The 26,874-nt window shown below is 41.9% G+C and carries 17 protein-coding genes and 1 tRNA gene; 11 read left to right on the plus strand and 7 right to left on the minus strand.

The features are described from left to right. The first annotated feature begins 112 nt into the window (after positions 1–112). The 4 genes from ACFSYC_RS03515 to ACFSYC_RS03530 all read left to right on the plus strand — a co-directional run bounded on the left by ACFSYC_RS03515 (position 113) and on the right by ACFSYC_RS03530 (position 7,496). Positions 113–1,027 (plus strand): hypothetical protein, encoded by a 915-nt coding sequence (locus tag ACFSYC_RS03515; protein ID WP_377123574.1) that lies wholly within the window; start codon positions 113–115, stop codon positions 1,025–1,027. A 17-nt stretch (positions 1,028–1,044) separates the two neighbouring features. Further along, the gene (locus ACFSYC_RS03520) at positions 1,045–1,851 is read left to right on the plus strand and encodes a hypothetical protein (RefSeq protein ID WP_377123576.1); all 807 of its coding nucleotides are present in this window, start codon (positions 1,045–1,047) and stop codon (positions 1,849–1,851) included. Between the two features lie 30 nt (positions 1,852–1,881). Next, on the plus strand, positions 1,882–4,848 hold the full coding sequence (locus ACFSYC_RS03525; RefSeq protein WP_377123578.1) for an outer membrane beta-barrel protein: 2,967 nt from the start codon (positions 1,882–1,884) through the stop codon (positions 4,846–4,848). A gap of 119 nt (positions 4,849–4,967) precedes the next feature. Continuing rightward, positions 4,968–7,496, plus strand: coding sequence for a M14 metallopeptidase family protein (locus tag ACFSYC_RS03530; protein WP_377123580.1), 2,529 nt, complete (start codon positions 4,968–4,970; stop codon positions 7,494–7,496). A gap of 106 nt (positions 7,497–7,602) precedes the next feature. Here ACFSYC_RS03530 and ACFSYC_RS03535 read toward each other — a convergent pair whose 3' ends face one another. From ACFSYC_RS03535 to ACFSYC_RS03550, 4 genes are all read right to left on the minus strand, one after another. Beyond that, a complete protein-coding gene (locus tag ACFSYC_RS03535) occupies positions 7,603–10,035 on the minus strand; it encodes an outer membrane beta-barrel protein (protein ID WP_377123582.1) in 2,433 nt (810 codons plus the stop codon). Between the two features lie 174 nt (positions 10,036–10,209). Further along, a complete protein-coding gene (locus ACFSYC_RS03540) occupies positions 10,210–10,434 on the minus strand; it encodes a hypothetical protein (RefSeq protein ID WP_377123584.1) in 225 nt (74 codons plus the stop codon). Further along, entirely contained in the window at positions 10,434–12,086 is a 1,653-nt protein-coding gene (locus tag ACFSYC_RS03545; RefSeq protein WP_377123586.1) for a PspC domain-containing protein, read from the minus strand. The genes ACFSYC_RS03540 and ACFSYC_RS03545 overlap by 1 nt, the downstream gene beginning before the upstream one ends. A 27-nt stretch (positions 12,087–12,113) precedes the next feature. Further along, the gene (locus ACFSYC_RS03550; protein ID WP_377123588.1) at positions 12,114–12,446 is read right to left on the minus strand and encodes a PadR family transcriptional regulator; all 333 of its coding nucleotides are present in this window, start codon (positions 12,444–12,446) and stop codon (positions 12,114–12,116) included. 183 nt (positions 12,447–12,629) lie between these two features. Between ACFSYC_RS03550 and ACFSYC_RS03555 the strand changes: the two genes are divergently transcribed. The 3 genes from ACFSYC_RS03555 to ACFSYC_RS03565 are packed head-to-tail and all read left to right on the plus strand — an operon-like array spanning position 12,630 to position 17,715. After that, the gene (locus ACFSYC_RS03555; RefSeq protein ID WP_377123590.1) at positions 12,630–15,764 is read left to right on the plus strand and encodes a SusC/RagA family TonB-linked outer membrane protein; all 3,135 of its coding nucleotides are present in this window, start codon (positions 12,630–12,632) and stop codon (positions 15,762–15,764) included. 11 nt (positions 15,765–15,775) lie between these two features. Continuing rightward, the gene (locus ACFSYC_RS03560; protein WP_377123592.1) at positions 15,776–17,245 is read left to right on the plus strand and encodes a SusD/RagB family nutrient-binding outer membrane lipoprotein; all 1,470 of its coding nucleotides are present in this window, start codon (positions 15,776–15,778) and stop codon (positions 17,243–17,245) included. Positions 17,246–17,256: 11 nt separating this feature from the next. Continuing rightward, positions 17,257–17,715 carry a hypothetical protein gene (locus ACFSYC_RS03565; RefSeq protein WP_377123594.1) on the plus strand — a complete coding sequence of 153 codons (459 nt, stop codon included), beginning with the start codon at positions 17,257–17,259 and terminating at the stop codon, positions 17,713–17,715. Positions 17,716–17,764: 49 nt separating this feature from the next. Here the strand turns inward: ACFSYC_RS03565 and ACFSYC_RS03570 are convergent, their stop codons facing one another. Continuing rightward, positions 17,765–18,682: a S66 peptidase family protein gene (locus tag ACFSYC_RS03570; protein WP_377123596.1), complete on the minus strand. Its 918-nt coding sequence runs from the start codon at positions 18,680–18,682 to the stop codon at positions 17,765–17,767. A 78-nt stretch (positions 18,683–18,760) separates the two neighbouring features. Between ACFSYC_RS03570 and metG the strand changes: the two genes are divergently transcribed. The 4 genes from metG (at position 18,761) to ACFSYC_RS03590 (ending at position 23,613) form a co-directional block, all read left to right on the plus strand. After that, the gene (metG, locus tag ACFSYC_RS03575) at positions 18,761–20,827 is read left to right on the plus strand and encodes a methionine--tRNA ligase (RefSeq protein WP_377123598.1); all 2,067 of its coding nucleotides are present in this window, start codon (positions 18,761–18,763) and stop codon (positions 20,825–20,827) included. 105 nt (positions 20,828–20,932) lie between these two features. Then, a tRNA-Arg gene (locus ACFSYC_RS03580) sits at positions 20,933–21,004 on the plus strand. A gap of 264 nt (positions 21,005–21,268) precedes the next feature. Then, entirely contained in the window at positions 21,269–21,799 is a 531-nt protein-coding gene (locus ACFSYC_RS03585) for a hypothetical protein (protein ID WP_377123600.1), read from the plus strand. 215 nt (positions 21,800–22,014) lie between these two features. Next, complete coding sequence (locus ACFSYC_RS03590; protein ID WP_377123602.1) at positions 22,015–23,613, plus strand: hypothetical protein; 1,599 nt, start codon at positions 22,015–22,017, stop codon at positions 23,611–23,613. Positions 23,614–23,974: 361 nt separating this feature from the next. On the opposite strand, the gene ACFSYC_RS03595 is transcribed toward ACFSYC_RS03590, so the two are convergent. Together ACFSYC_RS03595 and ACFSYC_RS03600 are read right to left on the minus strand one after the other, a co-directional pair. Next, complete coding sequence (locus ACFSYC_RS03595; RefSeq protein WP_377123604.1) at positions 23,975–25,018, minus strand: acyltransferase family protein; 1,044 nt, start codon at positions 25,016–25,018, stop codon at positions 23,975–23,977. Positions 25,019–25,161: 143 nt separating this feature from the next. Beyond that, on the minus strand, positions 25,162–26,805 hold the full coding sequence (locus tag ACFSYC_RS03600) for an ABC-F family ATP-binding cassette domain-containing protein (protein ID WP_377123606.1): 1,644 nt from the start codon (positions 26,803–26,805) through the stop codon (positions 25,162–25,164). Positions 26,806–26,874: the final 69 nt, after the last annotated feature.

A 26,874-nucleotide genomic window follows, 5' to 3' on the forward strand; every position in this document is an offset into this window, starting at 1 on the left:
GTAATTTTGTCGCTACAAACAACGCGGTGGTATACTTTATTTTTAACTTTCACTTACTATTATTAACCTTGTTTGCGCCTAACCTAATACCGGCGCACACTAAGCTAAAACGATGAAAAAACCTACTCTCTTAGCAAGCCTGCTCCTGATGGCCGCGCCTTGTGTGTTTGCCCAGGAAACATCAAAAAAAATTAAGGATATACAAAACGAATCATCTTTAGCCCCATCAACGGTAAAGGTTGATGGCAGGGTAAGAGAATGGGAAGGTTTTCAGGCCTATAATAAAAGCACGCATTTGTATTACACCCTGGCCAATGACGACAAGAACCTTTACCTGGTAATAAAAACATCAGACCTTACCACCAACGCTAAAATAACGGCCGGCGGCATTACCCTATCTATCAATACAGCCGGTAAAAAGAAAGAGCAGGATGCGTACAGCTTAACTTACCCAATAATACCACGTAGCATGGGCAGGCCACCGGGCATGGCAACTATGTCAGGCGGCGGTGCTGGCGGCGCGCGTATCGTGAATATTACTGTTGGCGGTCCAGGCGGCAGCCCGGGTGGTGCTGCTTCCGGACCCGACTCTGCGATGGTTAAAGCCATGCATGACCGGGTGATCAATGGAGCTAAAGAGATCAAGGTTTCGGGCTTCAAAGATATCCAGGACTCGATGATAGCCATTTACAACGATTATAAAATAAAAGCTGCTATAGATTATGATAAAGACAATGCCTTTGTTTATGAATTAGCTGTGCCATTAAAGCTAATGGGCCTTGAAGCAGGTGATGGTAAAGAGCTGGCATACAACATTAAACTTAACGGCCTGCAGTTAAACTTCAGGATGCCCGAGGGCGGCGATGGCCCTCCCGGCGGCGGTTTTGGCGGCCCCGGTGGTGGTATGCGCGTAATGAGTTTTGGTGGCCCCGGTGGCGGCGGCCCGGGCAGAGGGGGGATTGATTTTCAGGATCTAACTAGCCCAAACGGATTTTGGGGTCAATATACTTTGGCTAAAAAACAATAATGCGATTAATGATTACGATGAGAAGGTTATATACCATAGGGATATTAGTGTTGCTGGTAGCAAAGGTATTTGCGCAAGAGGTTAACTATAAGAAATTAGAGAGTGTACAGGCTGCAAGCCTGCGCACGCCAGGCCCCATAAAAATTGACGGTAAGCTTGGCGAATGGAACAACAATTTTCAGGCTTATAATAGGTCTACCAGGTTAATTTACACGTTGTCAAACGATGATAAAAATCTTTATTTGATAGCTAAATCAAATGATTTTACAACCGTGGCTAAAATTATATCGGGCGGCATATGCCTGGCTATAAATACCGACGGCAAAAAGAAAGAGCAAGACAGTTACAGCATTACCTTCCCGGTGATTGAAAACCCGCAGCGACTGGCTGGTGGACTAAGTAATCGTTTTGAAAACCGCAACGCCGCGGCCGATACCGAATTGATGCGAACCGTACGCCAACGCACCATTTTAGCGGCCAAAACAATTAAAGTATTGGGATTTAAAGACATTACCGATACAGTGATATCTATTTATAACGAACACAGCATTAAGACAGCTATCAATTTTGACGAAACCGGTGCTATGACCTTTGAGTTGTCTGTGCCCTTGAAATCATTAAATCTAAATGCTGATAAACCGAAAGAGTTTGCCTATAACTTAAAGCTAAATGGCCTGCAGTTAAACTTTGGCGGCGGCGGCCCTCCGGGCGGCGGCGGTGGTGGCGGCAGGCCTGGTGGTGGTGGCGGGCGTAACGCGCTTGATTTTCTGGACCTGCTTACACCAAGCGATTTTTGGGCCAAGTACACTTTAGCAAAAAAATAACAACCTATCTACCTAACAATATACACAACAATGAAAAAATTATTGACTATAGCTATCCTGCTTACCTTATCTGTGGGAGCATTTGCACAGCGCGGTGGCGGTGGTGGTGGTGGCAACAATGGTGGCGGCGGCGGCATACGCCCCCAGCAGCCAACTACGCCTGTGGCGGTTGCAGCTCCTTTGGCAAGCCGCGACGTTAGCGGGGTTATAAAAGACGAAAAAGGCGAAACCATAGTTGGCGCTTCGGTGATATTAAAATCACCAAAAGATACCATAACGGTGGGTACCAATGAAGATGGCGTTTTTATATTTAAAGGCGTTAAAGGTAATACCTTTAACGTAACCGTTAATAACCTGGGCACTTTGCCGTTTGTGCAAAAATATGCCTTTAGCGATACCAAGAAAAACGTGGTGCTTGACCCCATCACCCTAAAAACTAACGCTAAAGAATTGGGTTTGGTAACCATAAACGGTACGCCAAGCATCGTTTACAAAACGGATACAGTAGAGTATCGCGCCAGCGACTATAAAGTGCGCGAGAATGCTACAGTTGATGAGTTGTTGAAGAAAATGGAAGGCATGGAAGTTGGTACCGACGGCTCACTGGTTCACCAGGGAACTGAAGTTGTGCGTGCCAAGTTAAACGGTAAAGAATATTCGGGTGGTAGCGTGGCGCAAGCCATACAAAACCTACCTGCAGACATTGTTGAAAAAATACAGATCGTTGACGATTATGGAGACCAGGCGGCGCGTACGGGCGTAAAGGAAGGTGAGCCCTCAAAAATATTAAACATTACCACCCGTGCCGATAAATCGGTAGGCACCACAGCGCGTATAACCGGGCAGTATGGTAGCGCGGGCCGTTACAATGGTCAAATCTTCGCGCAGCGTATTAATGCTAATCAGCAAATAGGCATCATCGGCAACATCCGTAACACGGTTTTAGGGGTAGCATCTACCGGTGCTGGTGGTGGTATTGGTGGCGGTGGCAACGGTGGCGGAGGAAACGGCGGAAACGGCGGCGGCGGTGGTGGTGGTGGCGGCAACGGCGCCAGTGGCGGCGTTACACATTCCGGTTCGCCAAGTGTGAATTATCGCGACCAGTGGGGGAAAAACGTCCAGGTGATAGGTAGTTATAATTATAATTTTAATAATAATAACTCTTTAAATGATCAATACGGTTTCCGCAATAGTGTGCGTGGCAAAAGTGATTTTATCACAAAAAGTAATTCAGACAGAAACAGCAAAGGGCACAGCGCAAGTTGGGAGATGGATATCAATTTAGATAGTGCTAATTATTTGCAAATAACCCCCAATTTTAGTTACAGCAATTCTAACAGCTCAAACGCCACTTATAACAAAACTATCAACTATTATACGCTATTTGAACACGCGATTAGAGAAGGAACTAATTCGACTGTAAACAGTTCTAATAGCATTGGCGTATCGGCACTGTACTTGCACGTTTTCAAAAAAGCAAGAAGGAATTTTTCATTGAACTTAAGTGTAAGCCGATCAGACAATAAGGCTGATGGCGAGCAGAATACAAGAATTAGAAATTACGCCGATGCTACCGAAGATCTGTTAAAGAGAGACTCGTTAATACACGTTTTAACTACAAGGGATAACGTAAGCAGTAACTTTTCCGGGTCATTGTCGTATGTTGAACCAATAAGTGCCCTTTCAGTGATTGAGTTTAGTGGCAGCATCAGCAGACGAAATAATAGTTCAATATCCTTACAAGACACTGTAGATGCCAAAGGTAGGGTGTATAGCGTCCCAGCGTTTAGTAGTATTTATGATTTTAATGTAACCGATAGCCGTGGTACGTTGAATTATAGATACAATGGTAGTAAGGTGACGTTTTCTATAGGCGCAGCGGCAGTTCCGTTTAACATTAGCGGTACAAAACTTAATGCCGCCGCAGGCACCAATGCCGAAACTTCGCTAAGTAATTTCAGGGTTATCCCTTCATTTAGATTTGGATATTCTTGGTCGCGTACAGAACGTTTAACCATAAATTATACCGGTCGCAATCAGGAGCCTAATTTTACACAGATACAGCCTTTTACAGATATATCTGATCCTAATAATGTTGTAATAGGCAACCCGAACTTAAAACCAACATTTACCCATTCTATAAACGCGCAGTATAATAATTATCTGGCTAATTCAAAGTTTAATTTCTCGTTAGGCATAACTGCAAACCAGGTTGAAAACTCGATAACACAAAACACAGTAGAGAGAGCAATTCCTATTTATATTGATGCGGACCCAAAAAAAAGTTTGTACCGGTATATTAACGAAGTTTACTATGTAAATATCAGCGGCGCTCAATCAGTTACCGGCAGGTATAATATCTCTAAACAATCAAATAACCGTGCAGTTAACCTCGCTTTAAACGGTAGTATAACATATAGCTATACACCGGCTTTAAGTAATAATGAACAGTTTCATCAAACAAACTGGCGTTTTAACGAACGTTTTGGTCCGCGTATAACTCCTACGGAAAGCATTGAGGTCAATCCTTTTATTGGTTATGACATTTCAAGATATTTCACTACGCTGGTACCTAAAAACACTGCGCCGGGATCTGCTGTTAATAATTCAACGCAGCTTAATACTGCCTCATTTGGCCTTAATGGCAGAATGTATTTTTTTAAAACATGGCAAATTAATTACGACGCCACTAAAAGGTATATATCTGGTATAACTGGTGGTAACACCACACCATTAATTATCAATGCGGGTTTTGAAAAGGAGTTTTTGGAGCGCAAAAATCTGGTACTAACGTTTAATGTGTATGACGTTTTAAAACAGAATAATTTTATACAACAAAGTGTAACTCCGCAAGCTACTACCAATACTATATCAAACGCATTGAGCCGTTACTTTATGGTTGGCCTGCGTCTTAACCTGCAAAAATGGAGCGGTACCCCGCAGCGTGGCGGCCGCAATATGCAGCGCCGTGGCGATGGTAGTTTTATTTATAATTAAACAAATCCAAACAATAGTAAAAGCGGCGGGCCATAAACCTGCCGCTTTTTTTATTTACTATAGTGATATTGTCCTTAGGCCGATAGCAATTTGCCAAAAACTCTTATCTTCACCTTTGTATGTTTAAGAAATTACTATTGCTTACCGTCGGCCTGTGTTTTGCCTTAGTTGCATCGGCCCAAAAAATAATGACGCCATCGGCGTTTTTGGGCTATGATCTGGGTACACAGTTTACGCCGCATCAACGGGTGATTGATTATTTTAAGTATGTAGCCGTAACCTCAAAGCAAGTAGACTATAAGGATTATGGCACCACTTACGAGGGCAGGCCGCTTATTGCTATGATCATAGCGTCGGCCGATAATATTAAAAAACTCCCGGAAATTCGCTTTAATAACTTAGCGCTTGCCGGGTTAGAGGAAAATAATGCTGCAGGTAAAAGTGTCACTAATGCCGCACCCCCCGCTAACACCCCGGTCATAGTTTGGTTAAGTTATAATGTACACGGTAACGAGCCATCATCAACCGAGGCCGCTATGCAGACTTTGTATGATATGGTGGATACAGACAACGCTAAAACCCAGGTCTGGCTACAAAATACGGTTGTTGTTATAGATCCCTGTTTAAACCCAGATGGGCGCGAGCGGTATGTTAATTTTTATAACTCGGCAAAAGGCGCAATGCCCGACATCAACCCCACCGCACGCGAGCATGTTGAGCCATGGCCGCAAGGTAGGACAAATCATTATTATTTTGATTTGAACCGCGACTGGGCCTGGCAAACGCAACGCGAGTCTAAAGCGCGCATGTTTTTATACAACTCCTGGTTGCCACAAATACACGTCGATTTTCATGAGCAGGGCTATAATTCGCCATACTACTTTGCCCCGGCTGCCGAGCCTTTTCATAAAGACATTACGCCCTGGCAAAAAGAGTTTCAAACTACCATTGGAAAGAATAATGCCAAATACTTTGATAAAAATGGCTGGCTATATTTTACTAAAGAGGAGTTTGATCTGCTGTATCCATCATACGGCGACACCTATCCAATATACAACGGCTCAATAGGGATGACCTATGAGCAAGGCGGCATTGGCGCCGGATTGGCAATAACAACCCATGTAGGCGATGAGCTGACCTTAAAAGACAGGTGGACACACCACCACTCCAACAGCTTAAGTACAATTGAAAGTGCGTCGGCAAATGCAAACAAAGCCGTGGCCGAGTTTAAAAAGTATTTTGATAACAGCCGCACAAACCCTACCGGACAATATAAAGCCTACGTTGTTAAAAATGATAATAATGACAAGGCACGCAGCCTGACCGACTTTTTGAAAAATAACGACATTAAATATACATTAGGTACAAAGGTTGCCGCCGCGGGCTACAACTACTTTACCGGTAAAACAGAGCGTTTTGATGTTGATGAGCACGATATCGTGATCAGCGCCTATCAACCAAAGTCCGTATTGCTGAATGTGCTTTTTGAGCCCAAAACTTTTGTGGCCGACTCAAACACATACGACATTACCGCATGGTCATTGCCCTACGTATACGGCTTACGTACCTATGGGCTTAATGAGGAAATTAAAACTACAAATAGCAAACTTACCGACGTTATACCCTTGCCGCCGCAACCACCCGCCGGTACAGTTATGCATGCTTATGCCTATGTGGCCAAGTGGCAATCGATAACCAACGTTAAGTTTTTAACCGAGCTTTTAAAAAATAACATTAAGGTACGCTATGCCGAAGCAGCGTTTGAGGCTGGCGGTAAGAAATTTGAAGCCGGATCATTAATTATTGCCCGCGCCGGCAATGTTGACAAGGGGTTAGATAACCTGCTGTTGGCTACTGCCTACAATACAGGTGTTGAGCTAACCCCATTAAACAGCGGCTTTGTCGATAAAGGTGTAGACCTTGGGTCGGCATCGGTGCATTTAATACGGGCGCCCAAAGTGATGTTAGTGAGTGGCGAAAGTACATCGGCAGAAGCCATGGGCGAGGTTTGGCATTACTTTGAAAAGCAAATAAACTACCCGGTTACTTTAGTTAATTACAACAACCTCGGCTATGCCAAGCTGAGTGATTTTGATGTGATCATCTTCCCCAACGGGGATTATGATGGCTTCCCTTCAGAGCGTTTGCAGGGTTGGGTGAACGATGGCGGTAAACTTATTGTATTGCAGGATGCCGTTGCGCAACTGGCCGGCAAAAAAGGATTTGATATTAAGGCTAAAGAGGTGGATACTACTAAAATCAAACCATCGGTAAAGGCTTATGCCAATCGTATCCGCAATGCGATTACGACCAATGTGCCGGGCGCTATTTATAAGATAGATTTGGATAATACCCACCCGCTGGGCTTTGGTTTTCCTGGGTATTATTACACACTAAAGCTAAGTAATGATATTTACGAATTATTGGGCAATAATGGCTGGAATGTAGGCACCGTACGCAAAGACGGCTACGTGGCCGGGTTTGTAGGTGATAACAGTAAACAAAGACTTAAAAACGGCATGCTGCTCGGCGTGCAGTCTATAGGCCGCGGCTCAGTAGTCTACCTGGTCGATGATCCGCTGTTCCGTAGCTTTTGGGAAAATGGGAAGTTGCTGTTTAGCAACGCGGTGTTTATGGTAGGGCAGTAAGAAAGTAGGGTTCAGTTAAAGTGTCAGTTTACAGTAGCATTCGTAATTTTACTACTCACACAATGACATCCTTAAATTCTGCAATTGCTACTAACATTTGCTGCAATTAATTTCCCCCGCCTGCACGGCTTTTTTCTTCTTCGGCACCGGTGCGGCGTTCGCGCTGTTTAATTTTGGCGTTGCCGAAATTGTAAGTAACGTTAAACTTAAAATAGCGCGTATCTCGTTTTTGCAGAATCACAAAGTTGTTGGCAAGCTCGTTACTGCTTATATCATTGCGGCGGGTATTAAACACATCATCTAAACCAACTTTAATGTTAATTTTTTTGTCGAAAAATGCCCTGCCTACAGCGGCGCTTACGCCATATTGGCGACGGATCTCGTAAATGCCGTAGGTAAGTGATGACCGATATTCGGCCATGATCTCCGCTTTATAGCTGCCAAACAGCAGGTTTTGCGTGGTTTTAAATACAAAGGCTTTACGGCCGTTATCAATTGCCCCACCATACAAATCGGCTGATTTAAAGCCTGCGTAAAAGCCATTAAAATTAACGTTACCTGTCCACCATTTAAACACGCTGTATGGCGAAAAGATATCTACACTATAACCTTTTTGGGTTTTTACGTTAGCAATTGTTTGAAAAGTTTTATTGCCTTGGGTAATGATAATTTCTAAACTGGCATCGGTGGTATGGCTATAGCCCAGGGTAATATTTACGGTTTTATTGTAACTGTAAGCCAACTCCAGATTGTGGGTATACTGTGGTTTTAAAAACGCGTTACCAGCCGAATAGGTATACGGATCAAGATAGTACACAAAGGGGTTTAAATCTTGGTAATTTGGCCGATCAATACGGCGGCTGTATGAAAAGCTCAAATCGTTTTTCGGGCTTAGCGTTTTATTAAAAAACAGGCTCGGAAATAAGTTTAAATAGCTGCGGTTTACAGACGTGCTGCCCAACAGGTTTCCGTTAGACTGTGTATACTCTGCCCTTAAACCCAGCTGTATGGAGCCCGATGTATATTGTTTATTAAAATTAGTGTAGGCTGCAGCAATTTTCTCTGTATAGACAAATCGATTTGACCGCGCGGTATCGTTCACAAAAGGCCCACCGTTTGATATTTGCGCGCGCAGGTCATTATCTGTTTTTACGCTGCTAAATTTTGCGCCGGTTTCAAACTTCATAGTTTTGTTTAGGGGTTTTGCATAATCAGCCTTGGCACTGTAAACATCAATTATAGCAGGGGTTTGGTTGCGCAACCAAAGCGGTGCATGCTGTACGCCGCCGCTACTCAAAAAGTAGTTTGTAAGTATCTCTGCGTCGTTGTTGTTTCTAAATCTTGAATAGTCAAGGTCAAAGCTTAGCGTTTGGCCAACAGTATCCAATTTTAAACGGTCATTAAAGTTTACAGCCAAATTTTTGCCGTTACTGTTAATAATTGAGGTGCTTATTAAAAATGAATCAATCAACCCTGGCTGCGAGCCTATGTTAGTACGGGTAAAATTGTCGTCAACGCCCGGGCCTGTGTAGCCGCTAACCACTAAGCCTAAGGTATTATTAGGTGTTATATCCCAATCGGCCCCAATTTTAAAGCTATTGTAACTATTTTTTGATGGCATACGCGTCATCTGATCGAAATAGATATTATTTGTGCCATTTTTTATAGTACGGTTAATGCTCATATCGCGGTAACGCGGGTTGTCGCCATGGCTAAAGGTGCCGAAAAGGTTAACGTCGCCCTCTTTATGATTAAGCGAAAGGCTTAAATTATCCCGCCATTTACGCGCTTTGCCTACACTAACCGCTAAGCTGCCGTTTGTACCGGCCTGTTTGTTCTTTTTAAGTTTTATGTTGATAATGCCTGAATTGCCCGCAGCATCATATTTAGCCGATGGGTTGGTAATGATCTCTATAGATTGTACCGTATTCCCGTCGGTTGAGCGTAACAACGTCGCCAGTTGTGTGGCAGACAGGTAGGTAAGCTTATCATTGATCATTACCATTACACCTTGTTTGCCTTTAAGGCTAATGTTGTCGTTATTATCAACTGTTACGCCGGGCGCGCGTTCTAATATCTCGAGCGCATTGTTACCGGCCGCCAACAAGCTGTTCTCGACATTAATAACGGTGCGGTCAATTTTACGCTCGATCAGTGGTTTGCTCGAAGTTATAGTAACGGTATTCAGCGTTTTTGAAGCCGCTTTCATGCTGATAGCCGGAACGGTGAAGCTACCCTTGTCGCCCGACATTGTAACCACTGCCGATGCAGCATTCGTATACCCCACCGAATTTGCTTTTATAATATAGCTGCCGGGCTTAACAGCATCAAACTTGTAGATGCCGGCATCAGTGGTCAGTGTGCCTTTTACAACGGCCGAATCGGCGGCATTTAATAGACTCACACTGGCATAGCTAATTGGTACGCCTTTATCATCCACCAATTTCCCCGACACCGCGGAGGAAGTCTGGGCAAATGCCGTTCCCGTGCACAGCAATAAAATCAGTAATGTATATATATTGTGTAAAGTTGTTTTCATGCGATAAATAGTTGTAAAAATTTGGCAATAGCTGTTCCCTTAGGGCTTTTACCTTTTTTATGTTGCGTTATTAAATTGTTAGGTTAATGAACAGGATTATTCTTGCTTCAGGACAATTAGTTTCAAAACAATGATTGGCCCTCTTTTTATAAGATGCAGAAGGGTACCAAAAGGTTACAAACTATTTCGACTTTTTAAAGCCGGAACGAACTTAAGGATCACATTACTGTAGATAGAAAATCGGCCGTTGCTGCCGATACTTTTGGTTATGGCATTTTTTCGTCGGATATCCTTATCTGCCAGGATATTTTGCCAGGCAATACTTAGGTATAAGTATAATATAAGCCCGCCGCAAAGCAGCAAGCTTATATTCCTTACATAGATAGCAAACGTCTTCACTATTTTTTCTTTAATACAGTGGCTGAGTCAATTGGCGCAAGCTTTGGCAGCACTAGGGTATCTATCTTGCAGCCCAGACCGGTTTCACTCATAATGTAAGCTGCTGACCTTAAGCCCTCCGGCCTCTTATTAGTTTTATTGCACTCGCCAATGTTGGCATAGTTACGTATATAATCGTTTATATCTTCGTCAATAACCAATACGGCATTTAATGGCACTTTTAACGTCAGCTCAATACTTTGATCATGCCAGCCGGTGTTGGGTGCTTTTTGTAAATAACGGTCAAACGTCAATACCGAATCTTTTTGACTAAATATATAGCTGGTGTTACGTGCGTTACGCAGTGCGTCTTCAAAGCGTTGGCCTTTTGCGCGGAATGTTTCAATCAAAATCGGTTGGGCAACATCACTGCGTTCTATGTTAATAGATACGTCGCTAAGCATCAACTCGTCAATCCCTTTACCATCAACCGTTACTACCATGTTTTTAAAGTCCGATTTCATATCTAAACGCACACTGTCATCGTGCGTAAAGTATTTTATGTCATTTAACTTTAAGTGATAGGTGTTCTTAGTTGCCGGTTTTAAAGTTAGGGTTTGGTTAAAACTGGCTGAGGACTGAAATTCTGACGCCACCTTTGTGCCATAGTAAGCTAATACTCCGACAGAGAATAGCCATATTATAAATATCACCGAACCGACAGACTTGTCAATTGCCCTTGTTTTAAATATAGCGTTAAGCGTTAAAAGAAAGATAGCTAACAGCGGGAGGAATGCCGCTACAAAACCTGCCAACAGCAAGCGGTTGGCATATTGGTTAGTCATAATCTCATAACTAAACAGATTGGGGTTCGCATCGGCCCATACGGTACCCATCGCCAACAACACTATTAATGTTATAGCAAAGCCCAGGCAGGTAAGCAATACCAGTATGCCAAATAACTTAACCAATACCTTGCCGGATACTTTAAAAAACTGCCCCAGGTGAAAAAAGAATTCGCCGAAAAAGTCGCGCAGCTTGTAAATCAATGGCTTAGCCTCGGCGCGCAAATTGGCCATGTGTGTACGTAAGTTACTTTCTTCTTCAAAACTGTTTTTAAACCCTTGCAGATTCAGTTTTTCGCCTTTCATAGCCATGCGGTCCGCGCGGCTATGGGCGCGGGGTATCACGATCCATAGTATAGCATATAACAATATACCGGTGCCAAAAAATGCAACTGCTACAGCAAACAACAACCTAACCCAAATAGGCTGTATGTCAAAGTAATTTGCCAGGCCTGAACAAACGCCTCCAATTAAGTGATCGTCAGGATCGCGAAATAAAGCACGTGAGCCCGTGTTGGTATAGGCAAAAGGGTTGCTCGCCACGCTTGGTTCGTCAGATTCTGCATTTACAAAATCTTCAACGGTACCCATTTGCTCCACTACTTGTTTAACATCCTGCTCTATAATAACCTGCTTGCTGTCTTTAATCAATATGTCAGAAAACATTTCGGCAATGCGGTTCTCTATATCAGTAGTTATCTCGTGGCTGTCAGCCGAGTTCATGAAATGACGTTTTACATCTGTCATGTATTGCTTTAGTATTTCGTAGGCATCCTCCTCGATATGAAAGACGGTGCCGTTTATATTTATGATGATTGTTTTGTTCATGATATAATTATTAATGCGGTGTAGGTATTATTTCTTTTTTCCAATTGCGGTGTCAACAGCGTACGCCAACTCTTTCCAGGTAGTATCCAACTGCCCAAGCACTTTGCGGCCTTCGTCAGACAGGGAATAGTACTTGCGTGGGGGCCCGGAGGTTGACTCGACCCAGTTATAAGTAAGCAAGCCGTTATTCTTTAAACGGGTTAATAATGGATATAAAGTACCCTCAACTACAAGCAGTTGCGCATTTTTTAGCTCGGCAATTATATCAGACGCATAGGTTTCATCGCGGGCGATGATGGAGAGTATACAGTACTCAAGTATACCCTTGCGCATTTGGGTTTGTGTATTTTCTGCTATCATGCTACAAAGATATATGTTTTAAATTGTATTATGCAATACATAGTACTGAATAAATTGTATTTTGTGAATAAAATGCGTTTGTGCTAAATATATTTTCGCTTTTTTGATGAATTAATTTGTGTTTTAAATAAGCGAATGCTACTTTTATAATAATTAACTATTAACTGATCTTATTTATTTAACATGAAAAAACTTCTACTAGTAAGTTTGTGTTTTCTGGTGTTATGCGTAACACAAGTATTTGCACAAAGCCGTACAGTTACTGGGACGGTTACCGCCAGCGATGATGGCCTGCCCATGCCTGGAGTAACGGTAAAAATTAAAGGTACCAACCTTGGTACACCTACTGATGTAAATGGTAAATACTCAATAAGTGCCCCGGAGGGTGCAATTCTTGTATTTTCTTTTATCGCGTTTGACACTCAGGAAGTGCCTGTAAATTCAAGGAGCGTAATAAATGTAACCTTATCTACGAACAACAAACAACTAACGGAAGTTGTTGTGACTGCGTTAGGTATTACGAGAGAAACCAAGTCCTTAGGATACTCTGTTGCGAGCGTAAAAGGGAGCGAGATTACTCAGGCCCGCGAAACTAACATCGTACAGGCCTTAGCAGGTAAAGTTGCTGGTGTTAACGTAACACAAGCATCGGGTACTGTAGGTGGGGGTTCTAAAATCGTAATTCGGGGCGCTACATCATTAAGTTCTGACATTCAGCCGCTATTCGTTATCGACGGTTTGATCATCGATAACTCATCGCAACAATTGGCTACAACTAACAGCGCTGTGCCGCAAGGTACTGCAGGTGTTGATTTTGGTAACCGTGCAGGCGACATTAACTCTGACGACGTTGAATCAATGACTGTGTTAAAGGGCGCCGCCGCCGCCGCTCTTTACGGCACTTTGGCTAAAAACGGTGCTATTATCATTACCACTAAGCGTGGTAAAAGAGGTGACAATGGTAGTGTAAGTTTTAGCTCCTCAACCAGATTTGACGCCCCTTTGGTTTTGCCTAAATTTCAGAATGACTATGCGCAAGGTAACCAAGGTGTTTACAACATAGCAAACACAAATGGTTGGGGTCCAAAAATTAGCGAAGTGCAAGACAGAACGTTTCCAAACTTTTTAGGACAAAACGTTAAGTTGCAAGCTTTCCCTAATAACATTAAAGAATTTTATAAAACAGGTAAAACTTACATAAACTCCGTAGCCTTATCAGGCGGTAACGAGCAAGGTGATTACCGTTTTGGTTTTACCAACACTATTCAAACGGGTATTATTGAGCAAGAGCGTTTAGTGAAAAATGCAGTGTCATTTAACTCTGGTCGTACTATTTTAAAAAACTTACAAGTTAGGACAAGTGTAAACTATGTTAGAAGTGTTACTGATGGTTTACCATTCCAGAGTTCAAACAATTCAAACGTACTAACTTCAACTATATATAGTTTGCCAAGAACGGTTGACGTTAATTTTTTAAGAGACAATTATTTAAACGCGACCGGGCAACAAAATACATTAACTCCTGCACGTAATGGCAATAATCCATACTGGTTATTATATAACAACAAAACAGGGGCGGTAAATAACCGTGTATATGGTAGCGCTAACTTTAGCTATAAAGTAGCTCCTTGGTTAACTTTGTCTGATAACGTTGGTACGGATATTTATTATGAGTTCCGTAAGTCAGTTACAAGACCAGGTACCATAGGTGGCCTAACCGGTAACTTCTTTACTGCTAACTTGTATCAGCGTATTATCAATAACGACTTCCTTGCTACATTCAATCATAATGTAACTCAGGATCTGAATGTTAAATTTATTGCCGGTACTTCAATTTATGAAAACTACTACCAGAGAGAGCAAAATGATGCTCAGGGTTTAACCGTTGATCAATTGTACGTTTACACAAACGCTGCAACCAATACGTTGTCAAACACCTCAAATAAAAAGAGAATTCAAGGTGTTTATGGAGATTTGACTTTGACTTATAAAGATTACTTGTTTTTACAAGCAACGGGACGTAATGATTGGAGCTCTACATTACCAAAAACTAATAACTCTTATTTCTACCCATCGGTAAGTTTGGCTTTCGAATTCACCAAGGTGATTCCTCAAATGGACTGGTTATCATATGGTAAGTTAAGAGGAAGTTACGCTAACGTGGGTGGTGATACTGATCCGTACCGTGTTGACTTCGTATATTCTGCAGCAAGCAACGTATTTGCACAATACAGTGCTGGTTCATCTTTCCCATTCAATGGTTTGTTAGGCTTTACCAGCCCGTCAACTATACCTGGTTTGGATAAACTAAAATCACAAACACAAAATTCAACTGAATTCGGTATTGATTTGCGATTCTTAAATGACAGAATTACTTTAGACGCTGATTATTACAGCAGCAAAACTTCTAACCAAATCTTAGCTTTACCTTTACCTCAGTCTACCGGTTACGCATTTAAAGTAATTAATGCGGGTGATTTGACTAATAAAGGTTTTGAAGTTAATCTAGGCATCGTTCCGATTAAGTCTCAATTTACCTGGGATTTACAATTGAGATATTCAAGAAACAAAAACGTAGTTACCTTACCTGCTGAAATTAAGCAAGTAACTGTACAAAGCGGTTACAGTGGTTTGACTCTTAAAGCAGAAAACGGCAAATCTATTGGTTTGTATGGTGTAAAGTGGTTACGCGACCCGGCGGGTAATATTGTGATTGACCCTGCAACCGGTCTTCGTAAAACTATTACCGATCAGCGCTTAGGCCAAACCGCACCAGATTATACTACAGGTATAACTAACACATTTAGTTACAAAGGATTTCAGTTAGCATTTACTGTTGACGCTCGTAAGGGCGGTGTAGTGTTCTCTAACACTGTATCATCTTTACGTACGAGTGGTTTGGCTGACGAAACTGCGCTTAATCGCGGTAAAGTATTTATAGACAAAGGTGTTACCCAAGTAGGCACTACCACCAGCTATATACCAAACACAATACCCGTACAAAGCATGCAAGACTACTGGAGCCAGTACCAAACTGGTAATACAGAAGCAAATACATTTGACGCGTCTTACATAAAACTAAGGGAAGCTAGACTTGCTTACAATATCCCGTCAACAGTATTAAACTCATATGCCAAATTTATTAAAGGTTTATCTGTAGGTCTTGAAGGTAGAAACCTATGGTTGATTCACTCTAACGTACCTGACATTGATCCTGAGGTGAACTTCTTTGGTTCAGGCAGTGCTGGTGAGGGTGTTGAATTTAACTCTATTCCATCAACAAGAAGCTTTGGATTTAACGTACGTCTTACGTTCTAATTTTAGAAAACATGAAACAGAAATTTTTAATTACATTTAGTGTTTTAACACTAATATTAGCTTTACCGTCGTGTAAAAAATATTTGGACATCAACAAAAATCCAAATGCGGCGGTAACGCTTGACCCGAAGTTGCTATTTTCTTACGCCGTAACCTCATATGTTAACTTGAGGCCGAGTGGTGACATGGGTCTTCCATTAAATTTGGCTGGCCAAACCATGGCCGATGGCTTTAATAACCCTACCGGCTGGTCTGGCGGTGGCTTAAACGAAGCTGAATATAGAATTGATCCTCTTATTTATGGTAACCCTTGGAGAGCTTATTATACTTCAATTGGCAACAATTTGCAACAAGCAATCCAACTTGCTGAAGCGGCTACGCCTAAAAACAATAATGCTGCTGCACAGTGTAAGGTTATGTTGGCTTTAGTTTATTATGAGTTGACGACGCTTTATGGTGACGTGCCATTTTCTGAGGCTTTCAGATCTGATGTCACTTATCCAAAATTTGATCCTCAGCAAAAGGTTTTAAGCGGTGTTGTTTCAACACTTGATGGTGCATTGGCCCAGTTTGATGAAGCTAGTACAGTTAAAATAGCAGACTACGATTTATTTTATAAAGGCAACATTGCTCAGTGGAAAAAACTTGCTAAATCATTAAAGCTACGCACGTATATGGTGATGGTTGATAAAGATCCGTCTGTTGCAACTAAGATTGGTGAGATGATAACTGCAGGTGGTATGGTTGCCGCGGCTGCCGATAACTTCTTTATTCCTTTTCAGGATATTCAACAAAAGAAAAATCCAAAATATGATATTGGAGAGAGATTTAATGGTAAGATCAATTTCTTCTTCGCTATCAAATGGGTGACCGATTATATGGATCCGATGAATGATCCTCGCCTGCCTAAATTTTATGATAAACCTGCGACCGCTGCGCGTTACGTTGGTATAGAACAAGGTACTGATGGTGATGATAAACTTCATCCTCGTGTTTCAACCACCTTGCAAAGTGCTGCACAGCCAGAGGTAATATACACATATGAAGATCAACTGTTTTACGAGGCTGAGGTTTATGCAAGAGGTTTAGGTGTACCGCAAGATATCGCTAAGGCTAATACTCTACTAAAATCAGCAGTTAACGCATCTTGTTTGTTTTACAAGGTTGATGCTACCACTGCCACAAATTTTAGTGCAGCCCTGCCTAATTACGTAGGTGCCACCGGCCCAACTTCTGTTTTATACAACATACATTACCAACACTGGTTAGATATGTTTGATAGAGGTATAGATCCGTTTACTGAATGGAGACGGTCTGGGCCTGAAGGTCAGGAAATTCCTGCGTTTACAATCCCTGTTGGCGCGCCGTCAAATGGTTTATTTAGAAGATACGAGTATCCTATCACTAATGAGATCAACCAAAACCCGAATGCACCGAAGGTGACAATTAAGTATTACGAAAAAATGTGGTTTGACCTATAATATTTAGAAACATGAAAAAATTAATTTATATATGCTTATTGTTGCCCTTAGTGGCATTTCAATCATGCAAAAAAGCGGCATCACCCGGCGATAACTATGATTTTTCAAATCCGCTGCCGCCTTATGCCGAGTTTAAAGCCCTTACAGGCCTTAGCGTTAAGCTAGCTGCTAATCAAACCACTGCCGGTACTGCTAAAGTTACCTTTATAACGCGTACTGCTTTACAGCAGGATGTTACCGTTACTTATTCGGTAACAGGTGCAGTTAATTTAGCGAACCAAACAATAGTGATACCTAAAGATGCTACAACAAGTGCTGAGGCGTCTATAACTATACCGGCTAAAACAGCTCCCGGTACTGCCGTTGTAACAATAAACAAAGTGGTAGCTGCGGATGGTACACTTTTAGCTATTGGTAAGGATAATGTTGCTGCTAACCAAAAGGTAACCATTACCATAACTCAGTTGTAATATTAAGTGATAATTAAAAGCCCCGCAAACATTAGTTTGCGGGGCTTTTTTATTCGGCGAAACTAAATTGATTATTTGCTACAGCAAGTACCGCTGTCTTACCAAATATCACCGCCCTATTATCAGGTATATGCCCGGCCGGGAAATCAAAGCATACCGGATAATCATAATCTTTAACTATATCTAAAATTATTTCGGGCACAGTTTGCCCAAACGGGATATCATTATCTTTAATATCTGTGAAGCCGCCTACTATTATACCAGCCAGTTTTTTAAGTTTACCGGCTCGTTTTAGTGTCCGCATCATACGGTCTACGGCGTATAAATACTCGCCTACGTCTTCAATAAATAATATTTTGCTATTGTAATCAGGATCTGACACTGAGCCTATTGCTGATATCAGCAGGCTTAAGTTGCCGCCTATCACGATGCCGGTTGCCTCGCCGGGTTTATTAATGCTATGCGACTGAAATTGGTAGGACACCTCCTCGCCAAACAAAGCCTTTTTAAGGCTTTTAAGCGATGCTGCCGAAGCGTCCGGTATATTTACCGGCATTTGTCCGTGGATACTTTGCAGCCCGTAATTAGCAAACAGGTGGGCATGTAAAAGGGTAATGTCACTAAAGCCGATCAACCATTTAGGATTTGTTGCCAATCGGCTGAAGTCAACCTGGTCTATCATTCGCACCGTACCATACCCACCGCGGGCCGCAAAAATGGCTTTTATGCTGTCGTCATCAATAAATCGCTGCATGTCCCGGGCGCGCAGCTCATCATCGCCAGAAAATTGGTGATAGCTGGCCGTAACCGTTTCGCCCAATACAACTTCCAATCCCCATGATTGTAGCAGCGCCACCGCGTCATCCATTGGCTTTGGTAGTTTTTTTGCCGGGCAGGTAATGGCAACCTTATCGCCCTTTTTTAAAAATGGCGGCTGTATAGTTTGTATGGGTGTGGCGCTATGCATATCCAATATTAAAAAAACTTTCTGACTTTACGCCTTTCGCACTTCCCAACCAAATAGCTTACCTTTGCTATACTCATTATGTCACAACTCGATAAATTTAAAAGATATACTATAACGTCGGCTTTACCGTATGCTAACGGTCCGCTTCACATAGGGCATTTGGCCGGTGCTTACCTGCCTGCTGACACTTTTGTGCGGTACCTTCGCCTTAAAAAACGCGATGTAATTTACATTTGCGGCTCTGACGAACACGGTGCGGCTATCACCATAAAAGCAAAAAAAGAAAATACGACGCCAAAGGCCATAATTGATAAATACCACACTCAGATAAAAGAAAGCTTTGAGCAATTTGGGATAGATTTTGATATTTATCATCGTACCTCATCGCCTGTGCATCATGATTTGTCGCAGGAGTTTTTCCTGAATTTGTATGAGAAAGGCGAGTTTATAGAGAAGTATTCTGAACAGTATTATGATGAAGAGTTCAACCAGTTTCTGGCCGATCGCTACATTACCGGTACCTGCCCTAACTGCAGCAACCCAAGTGCCTACGGCGACCAGTGCGAACGCTGTGGTACGTCATTAAATCCTACAGACCTGATTAACCCGGTATCAACCCTTAGTGGTAAAACACCGGAATTAAGACCTACTAAGCATTGGTTTTTGCCCCTGGATAAATATCAGCTATGGCTGGAGAAATGGATAGATGAGAAAGACGGCGAGTGGAAGGTTAATGTATTTGGACAGTGCAAGTCCTGGTTAAAGTCCGGCTTGCAACCCCGCTCAATGACCCGCGACCTGGATTGGGGTATTGACGTGCCTTTAGCGGAAGCAAAAGGTAAAAAGCTTTACGTTTGGATGGATGCGCCGATAGGTTATATATCTGCCACCAAACAATGGGCCGAAGACAACGGTAAAGACTGGCAACTATACTGGAAAAAACAAGCCGACGAGGCAGATGATACCTGCCTGATACATTTTATTGGTAAAGACAATATTGTTTTTCACTGTATAATTTTCCCGTCGATATTGCACGCGCATGGCGATTATGTGCTGCCGCAAAACGTACCGGCTAATGAGTTTTTAAATTTAGAAGGCGAAAAGCTTTCAACCTCCCGCAATCACGCGGTGTGGCTGCATGAGTATCTGGAAGAGTTTCCGGGTAAGCAGGATGAGTTGCGCTATGTGCTGACCTCAATATTACCCGAAACCAGCGACAGCGAATTTACCTGGAAAGATTACCAGGCCCGTGTAAATAACGAGCTGGTGGCCATATTAGGCAACTTTGTAAACCGGGTAATGATCTTAATGCACAAATTCTTCGACGGTAAAGTTGAAGCTGACAGCGACATCAAACTGACAGACGGTTACCTTAACGACGAGATCGGCATTTTTTATGATAGCCTGGAGAGCAGTCTGGAAGCCTACCGTTTTAGACAAGGCCTGCAAAGTGTGATGGACATTGCCCGTTTAGGCAACAAGTACCTGACAGACAAAGAGCCTTGGAAAAGTATCAAAACAGACCCTGCCGGCGCCAAAGATGCTTTGCATAACTGCTTATTTATTATTGGGCATTTGGCTACCTGTGTGCAACCATTTTTGCCGGCTACAGCCAAAAAGATATTTGGTATGCTGAACCTGCCTGAGCAATTTACATTTGACCAGGAGATAACTTTTGCAAACGGACATCAGCTTAATGCTGCTGCCTTATTGTTTGAAAAAGTAGAGGATGAAATAATTGAGGCCCAGATTCAGAAATTGCATAACAAGAAACAAGAGAACGCCGTGGCCGAAGAAATAATAATAACACCAGCAAAGGACAACATTAATTACGAGTCGTTCGCAACGATGGATATCCGTACGGGTACGATTTTAGCCGCCGAAAAGGTTGCCAAAACCAAAAAGCTGTTAAAGCTGACAATTGATACCGGTATTGACCAACGCACGGTAGTATCGGGCATTGCAGAGTTTTATGAGCCCGAAGCTATTGTTGGCCAAAAGGTAAGCATACTGGTTAACCTGGAGCCACGCGAGATAAAAGGCATTCTGTCGCAGGGGATGATACTGATGGCCGAGAACGGCGAAGGTAAGCTAAGCTTTGTAGCGCCGGTAGATGATTTTAACAACGGATCTGTAATACGTTAGATGTGGAGCTATGCAAATGGGCGGACGTGCAGATGTGTTACTTTTCGCTTCTGATAATCACTGATAATTTGCACATTTGCACATCTGCAAATACGCACATCAAATGGTCCCGTAGTTCAACGGATAGAATAGGAGTTTCCTAAACTCTAGATATGGGTTCGATTCCCGTCGGGACCACTATAACCATCAAAGTGGTGGCATAGGAAAATTGTTGAAAGCCTTTAGATGTAAATCTGAAGGCTTTGTGCTTTTCTTTGTTATTTTAGCAGTATGCTTAAAGCCATCACTCTTTTGCTTTAAACAATTATTTCAATTTCTCAATTAGGATGTAAATTCGTAAAAGAATCGAAAAAGGGTACAATCTTCAAAGAGTTTGAAGGGTTAATCACTTACCACGAAATAGGTAGAAGTAGCGATAGTACTTTAAATGTAGACGATACGGTGCAGGTTTTTTACGCTCATGGGAATTATGTAGGCTTACATTCTGATAAATCGCAAGGATTTCACTTAGTTAAAGATTACTACTTTGAAGCCGAACCGTTACGATTATTACTTTTTAATAATTCGGATACCTTACATCAATTAGATTTAAATTTTTCCATCGAAAAGTTAGATAGTATTAAAGTAGGTAGAATAAAGAATCAAGTACTTTCAAGAAATTGCGAAAGTATTGATCTGTATACCAGTTACTCTGAAAATGGGAATAAGAGTTATACAGACTTTAATTTTGTTTTTTCAAGAGGTTATCTAAATATCGAAAAAGAGCACTTTGAAGACTGGAATCTCGGATTCTTTAATAAAATCGTCGAAGAGTCGGGTGCCTTTTATTTGAAATTTAAAGCAGTTCATTATGACAGTTCGCACAAGAATATTTTGTCATATAAAACATATGATGTTATATCTGTAAAAGAACAACCTGTTGACCCGGAAATATTCAAAATTGACCGCTCGAAGATTGCATCATCCAAATAATATGCCGCAAAAGGATTACCCCACCCATGCAGACGGCCTTACAAACCCCGCTGCGCGATTCAAATCAGCCATAAAAAAAGTTGGAGTTTTGTAGTCTAATGATCATAACAGTAATTGACATATTACTGAGGTGCGCAGAAAAGGCAGCCTTGTAAAACCTTTAATACAATCCCCTTTAGCTAAAGATTGACGGACGGTAACCTTATATTTAAGGGATGATAAAACCGATCAAAATACTTAGGGCTAAAGCGATCTGCTTACTGTTGTTTGTTTTGTTTACGACGCCATCCGTGGCGCAGATCAAATGGCCGGCAGGTCGGTTACTCCCCTCATTCCCGACGCCGGCACCTGTTCAGGACCTGATAACGCTCCGTACAAGTGGGCGCAGCGCTTCGGCAGAGCTTTACCTGTTTGCTTCGCTAAAAGGAGTTGTCAACAGAACTACGCCACGTATTTTTTCCTATGAGGGCAATGCATCCGGCGAAGGACCGACTACCTGGCTGGAATCGTTAGATTTAAAATGGACTGAACCTGCTGACAAATGGGACCTGATCACTAAATACCGGAAAGAAATTTCGGGCCTGATTGTTTATGATACCGCCCAAATACACACTGTAAACCTGGCTACCGTGCTTGCCAAAAGCCAAGGCGCCTTAATTGTCGCGCCCTCATTAGTGGCTAAACTAACTGCTGCTCCATATAACCTGCCCATCTTGCTTGATCTGCGGGGGAAATTCAATAGTAAACTCGAGGTTTATCAATCGCTTTATGATAACTATTGGCCAAAGCTGGACCATCGCTTACTGATCGGCCTGAATCCTACTACGCATAGAGCGGCCCTGCGGGAATACGCGGTTGCTCTTGGTACAGCAACGGTATGGCTTGATCCTAAAGTTGCCGGCGAAAGTGAGTTGCTTGATAAATTTCTGTCGTCCATGTCGCCCGGTGCAAGCTATATGGGTTGGTGGCCCGAGGAAGCGCCCGGAATTACCAGGGCGTCTAAGTACGGCATAGCCACCATCGCCAGCGATTGGTCTTTTAATCTGACTGTATTTAGTGGTACATCAAGGGTTATCAATATAAAACCTACGCCCCCAAAACCGCCGCTAAAAAATAAGATCTATGTGGCTTTTATTTTAAGTGATGGAGACAACCTGCAATTTGTAGAACATTTAATGCGCAAACTCTGGAACAATCCGGACAGGGGCGCGGTGCCGATGGGTTGGACTGTTTCGCCGGCTATGCTGGATGCCATGCCAGGCGCGCTCAACTATTATTATAAAACCGCCACGGATAACGATAACCTGATCTCGGGACCGTCAGGCTTTGGCTATACGTATCCAAATACCTGGACGGACAAAAGCCTGCTCAAACGCTTCGTCGCTAAAACAGAGGACTACAATAAACGGGCAGGGCTGCGGGTAATCACCATCTGGAACACCATTACCGGTGGTATCAATCCTAACGTCGGGAAGATCTATGCGCAACAGGCAACATCAACCCTTGGTATAACCGGCCAAAACACAGGCGGCGGAATCACAATTTACAATGATAGCTTGCCCGGAATGGCGCTGTCATGTAACTACTGTACCAATGAGCAGGCCATAAAAGATCACATCGCCCGGGCTGCCGCGGGCTGGGATAAAACCTCGCCACGGTTTGTATTGATACAAGCGCAGCCATGGCAGGGCGTAACACCAACCAGCTTTAAAAACGTGGCGGCTTCTTTGAACGATGATTATGTCACCGTTCGCCCTGACCACTTTTTTCAGCTTATTCGCGAGGATAGAGGTATTGCTGTCAATCCAAAATAAAGGATCATAACAAGCGGTAGCTGTAAACTACCGGCTTTTTAACCTACGTTTGTTGGTGATAACACTAACAAAGGCGGAAGAGTCTTTGCAATAGTTTTATATTTTATAGATGGCCAATTTTTCCTCCGCCCGTGTTGGTGTTATCGCCAAAAAATCCTGGTATTTGTACATTGGTGACATGGCCTAAATAAATTTTCACCACCATCCCCAATTTTACCTAATACGAGAGAATTGAGGTATTGCGTTCAATCCAAAATAGGGCACCAAAAGTAGGCTGTATTTATTTATAAGATAGCTTCTTTGAATTTTTAGCTATCTTTTTAAAACATTGAATGTGTACAAACTTTAACAACTGATTTAGTTATTTTCTTCTATAAAACTTACTTTCAAAAAATTTAAAAGAAAGATGCGCTACTAACATAGTAATGACTATCACTAATAAATTAAGTAATACGATAAACAAAGTAGGATTTATATAACTATAGAGCTTAAATTTAGTTACCAAGAATAGAATTCCTGTAAATACAATAGCGTGATATACATAAACACCGTAGGATATCTTACCAAGATAATCTAAGAATCTGTTTTTTACAATGAAAATTGGATAATCACTTATTAATGATATAAATAATCCACTTATTAACATGTTAAATACATGGTAGATGAATATATTTTCACTTTCGAAGACATTAGTTAAGAATGAAAAAATGAACAATAAATATACCACTATGTGTAGTGCCTTATTTTTAAATATAGCTCTCTTTTTCTGTAAGCTTATTGAAGACAACAACCCACCAAATATAAAATAGAAATAAAAATTTTGATAGACATAAAATTGGGGAAAAAGAAACAGAATAATAAGAAGTATGAGCAAGAGAAACGAAATATATTGGATAACATTTCTTTTAAATAGAAACATAAAGACTGGAATGAACAAGTAAAACTGTTCCTCAATACCAATACTCCACAATACTATTAAAATGCTTCCAGGGTTATAATAATGCTTAAAGATATTGGGTATGAAAAAAACATAGTCTAATACTAAAGCTGATAAGGGATATTTTCTGTCAAATGCAAAACCGAGATAGGGCAAAATTAAGTGATAGAGTACTACTCCAATAAAAAAAACCAAATAGTAGGCGGGGTAAAGTCTGGTTATTCTTCTTAGGTAAAAAGTTTTAAAATCGAAAGTGTTAGTTTTTTGTAATTCAGCATGAATTAAACGCAAAATTAAAAACCCAGAAAGGGTGAAAAAATAAAACACGGCTAACTCGCCTTTGGCAAAAAGAGGCGATGAGTTATAATAAGGAATTTTTAAGGTCGCGCTTATAAGTGGTAAATGATATATTATAACCACTAGAGATAGAAAGAGCCTTAAAATATATAAATTAGGTAAATGTTTCATGCGTTATGGTAAATGATGCTAACACCTAATAAAGATTTAGGCTGGGGTTAAATTTATTTATATTGGATATTACATTAATTTATGTCAAATTATCTTCTAAACGGAATGAATGCTTCAAATCACCCATAAAAGAATCGAGTTTTTTATCGTGTAGACTTTTGCTCTATCTGCTTCAAGCTATCCATCTTCTTATAAGCTAAAAAACCCTTAATGTCCTCAAAATGTTCGCGGACACGTTTATTGCCAAACTCGAATACTTTCGTTGCCAGGCCATCCAGGAAATCCCTGTCGTGGGACACCAGGATCAGTGTTCCGTCAAAATCTCTTAGGGCATCTTTTATAATGTCTTTGGTTTTCATATCCAAATGATTGGTTGGCTCATCCAATATCAATACGTTTACCGGCTCCAGCAGTAGTTTTATCATGGCAAGGCGCGTTTTTTCGCCGCCGGATAGTACTTTAACCTTTTTAGTGGTATCATCGCCGCTAAACATAAATGCACCCAAAAGATCTTTGATTTTTAGGGAGCCATCGCTCAGCGGGATCTGGTCAATGGTTTCAAACACGGTTAAGTTTTCATCTAACAAAGCCGCCTGGTTTTGGGCGAAGTAACCGATCTTGGCATTGTGGCCTACTTTCAAGGTTCCCTCAAAATCTATCTCGCCCATAATGGCTTTGATCATGGTAGATTTACCCTCGCCATTTTTACCAACAAAGGCCACTCTTTGGCCCCGCTCAATCACCATGGCTGCTTTTTCAAACACTACATGGTCGCCGTATTTTTTAGTCAAATCTTCCACCATTACCGGGTATTGACCTGACCTTGGCGATGGCGGGAATTTTAAGCGCAATGCCGAAGTATCCACTTCATCAATCTCAATAACCTCCAGTTTTTCGAGCATTTTTACGCGCGACTGTACCTGTAAAGTTTTAGAATATACACCTCTAAACCGGTCTATAAATTCCTGGTTATCGGCAATAAAACGCCGTTGTTCCTCGTAGGCTTTTAACTGGTGTACCCTGCGGTCGGCACGCAACTGCAGGTAATGGGTGTATTTGGCCTTGTAATCATATATCCGCCCCATGGTAACCTCTATGGTACGGTTGGTAATGTTATCTACAAAAGTACGGTCGTGCGAGATAACCATCACCGCCTTTGCCGAGTTGATCAAAAAATCTTCTAACCATTGGATACTCTCAATGTCCATGTGGTTGGTCGGCTCATCCAGTAAGATCAGATCAGGTTTCTTTAACAGGATTTTAGCCAGCTCGATACGCATGCGCCAACCGCCGGAGAATTCTGAAGTTTGGCGGGTAAAGTCCTTGCGTTCAAACCCTAAACCTTTTAAAACCTTTTCTATCTCTGCATCATAATTAACCTCTTCTTGCGAGTAAAATTTCTCGCTCAGTTCTGATACCCGTTCTATCAGCTTCATGTACTCGTCGCTTTCGTAATCGGTACGGGTATTCAATTGCTCGTTCACCTCCTCCAGGTCCTTTTTCATCTGGTTATTCTCGGCAAACGCCTTCATCGTTTCCTCAAAAACGGTGACATTATCCTGGGTCAGCAAATGCTGTGGTAAATACGCTATTACAGCATCTTTAGGGCCCGTTACGTTGCCCGTAGTAGGTTTAGATGCACCGGCAATAATTTTAAGGATGGTAGACTTGCCTGCGCCGTTCTTACCCATCAGGGCTATCTTATCATTCTCGTTTATAGGGAAGGTGACGTCGCTAAATAAGGTGGTTCCGCCAAATGAAACGGAAATGTTGTTTACATTAATCACTGTATGGAAATATTGAATTTGCGCAAAGATAAGCGAAAGACATATAATTATGGGCAGGACTTTAAAGGG

It is taken from the genome of Mucilaginibacter antarcticus (assembly GCF_042686155.1).
Taxonomy (GTDB): domain Bacteria; phylum Bacteroidota; class Bacteroidia; order Sphingobacteriales; family Sphingobacteriaceae; genus Mucilaginibacter; species Mucilaginibacter antarcticus.

Excerpts from the sequence above, each read along its gene's own strand:
- ACFSYC_RS03515 (WP_377123574.1), top strand. The coding sequence starts at position 113 with ATGAAAAAACCTACTCTCTTAGCAAGCCTGCTCCTGATGGCCGCGCCT.
- ACFSYC_RS03520 (WP_377123576.1), top strand. The coding sequence starts at position 1,045 with ATGAGAAGGTTATATACCATAGGGATATTAGTGTTGCTGGTAGCAAAG.
- ACFSYC_RS03525 (WP_377123578.1), top strand. The coding sequence starts at position 1,882 with ATGAAAAAATTATTGACTATAGCTATCCTGCTTACCTTATCTGTGGGA.
- ACFSYC_RS03530 (WP_377123580.1), top strand. The coding sequence starts at position 4,968 with ATGTTTAAGAAATTACTATTGCTTACCGTCGGCCTGTGTTTTGCCTTA.
- ACFSYC_RS03535 (WP_377123582.1), bottom strand. The coding sequence starts at position 10,035 with ATGAAAACAACTTTACACAATATATATACATTACTGATTTTATTGCTG.
- ACFSYC_RS03545 (WP_377123586.1), bottom strand. The coding sequence starts at position 12,086 with ATGAACAAAACAATCATCATAAATATAAACGGCACCGTCTTTCATATC.
- ACFSYC_RS03550 (WP_377123588.1), bottom strand. The coding sequence starts at position 12,446 with ATGATAGCAGAAAATACACAAACCCAAATGCGCAAGGGTATACTTGAG.
- ACFSYC_RS03555 (WP_377123590.1), top strand. The coding sequence starts at position 12,630 with ATGAAAAAACTTCTACTAGTAAGTTTGTGTTTTCTGGTGTTATGCGTA.
- ACFSYC_RS03560 (WP_377123592.1), top strand. The coding sequence starts at position 15,776 with ATGAAACAGAAATTTTTAATTACATTTAGTGTTTTAACACTAATATTA.
- ACFSYC_RS03565 (WP_377123594.1), top strand. The coding sequence starts at position 17,257 with ATGAAAAAATTAATTTATATATGCTTATTGTTGCCCTTAGTGGCATTT.
- ACFSYC_RS03570 (WP_377123596.1), bottom strand. The coding sequence starts at position 18,682 with ATGCATAGCGCCACACCCATACAAACTATACAGCCGCCATTTTTAAAA.
- metG (WP_377123598.1), top strand. The coding sequence starts at position 18,761 with ATGTCACAACTCGATAAATTTAAAAGATATACTATAACGTCGGCTTTA.
- ACFSYC_RS03590 (WP_377123602.1), top strand. The coding sequence starts at position 22,015 with ATGATAAAACCGATCAAAATACTTAGGGCTAAAGCGATCTGCTTACTG.
- ACFSYC_RS03595 (WP_377123604.1), bottom strand. The coding sequence starts at position 25,018 with ATGAAACATTTACCTAATTTATATATTTTAAGGCTCTTTCTATCTCTA.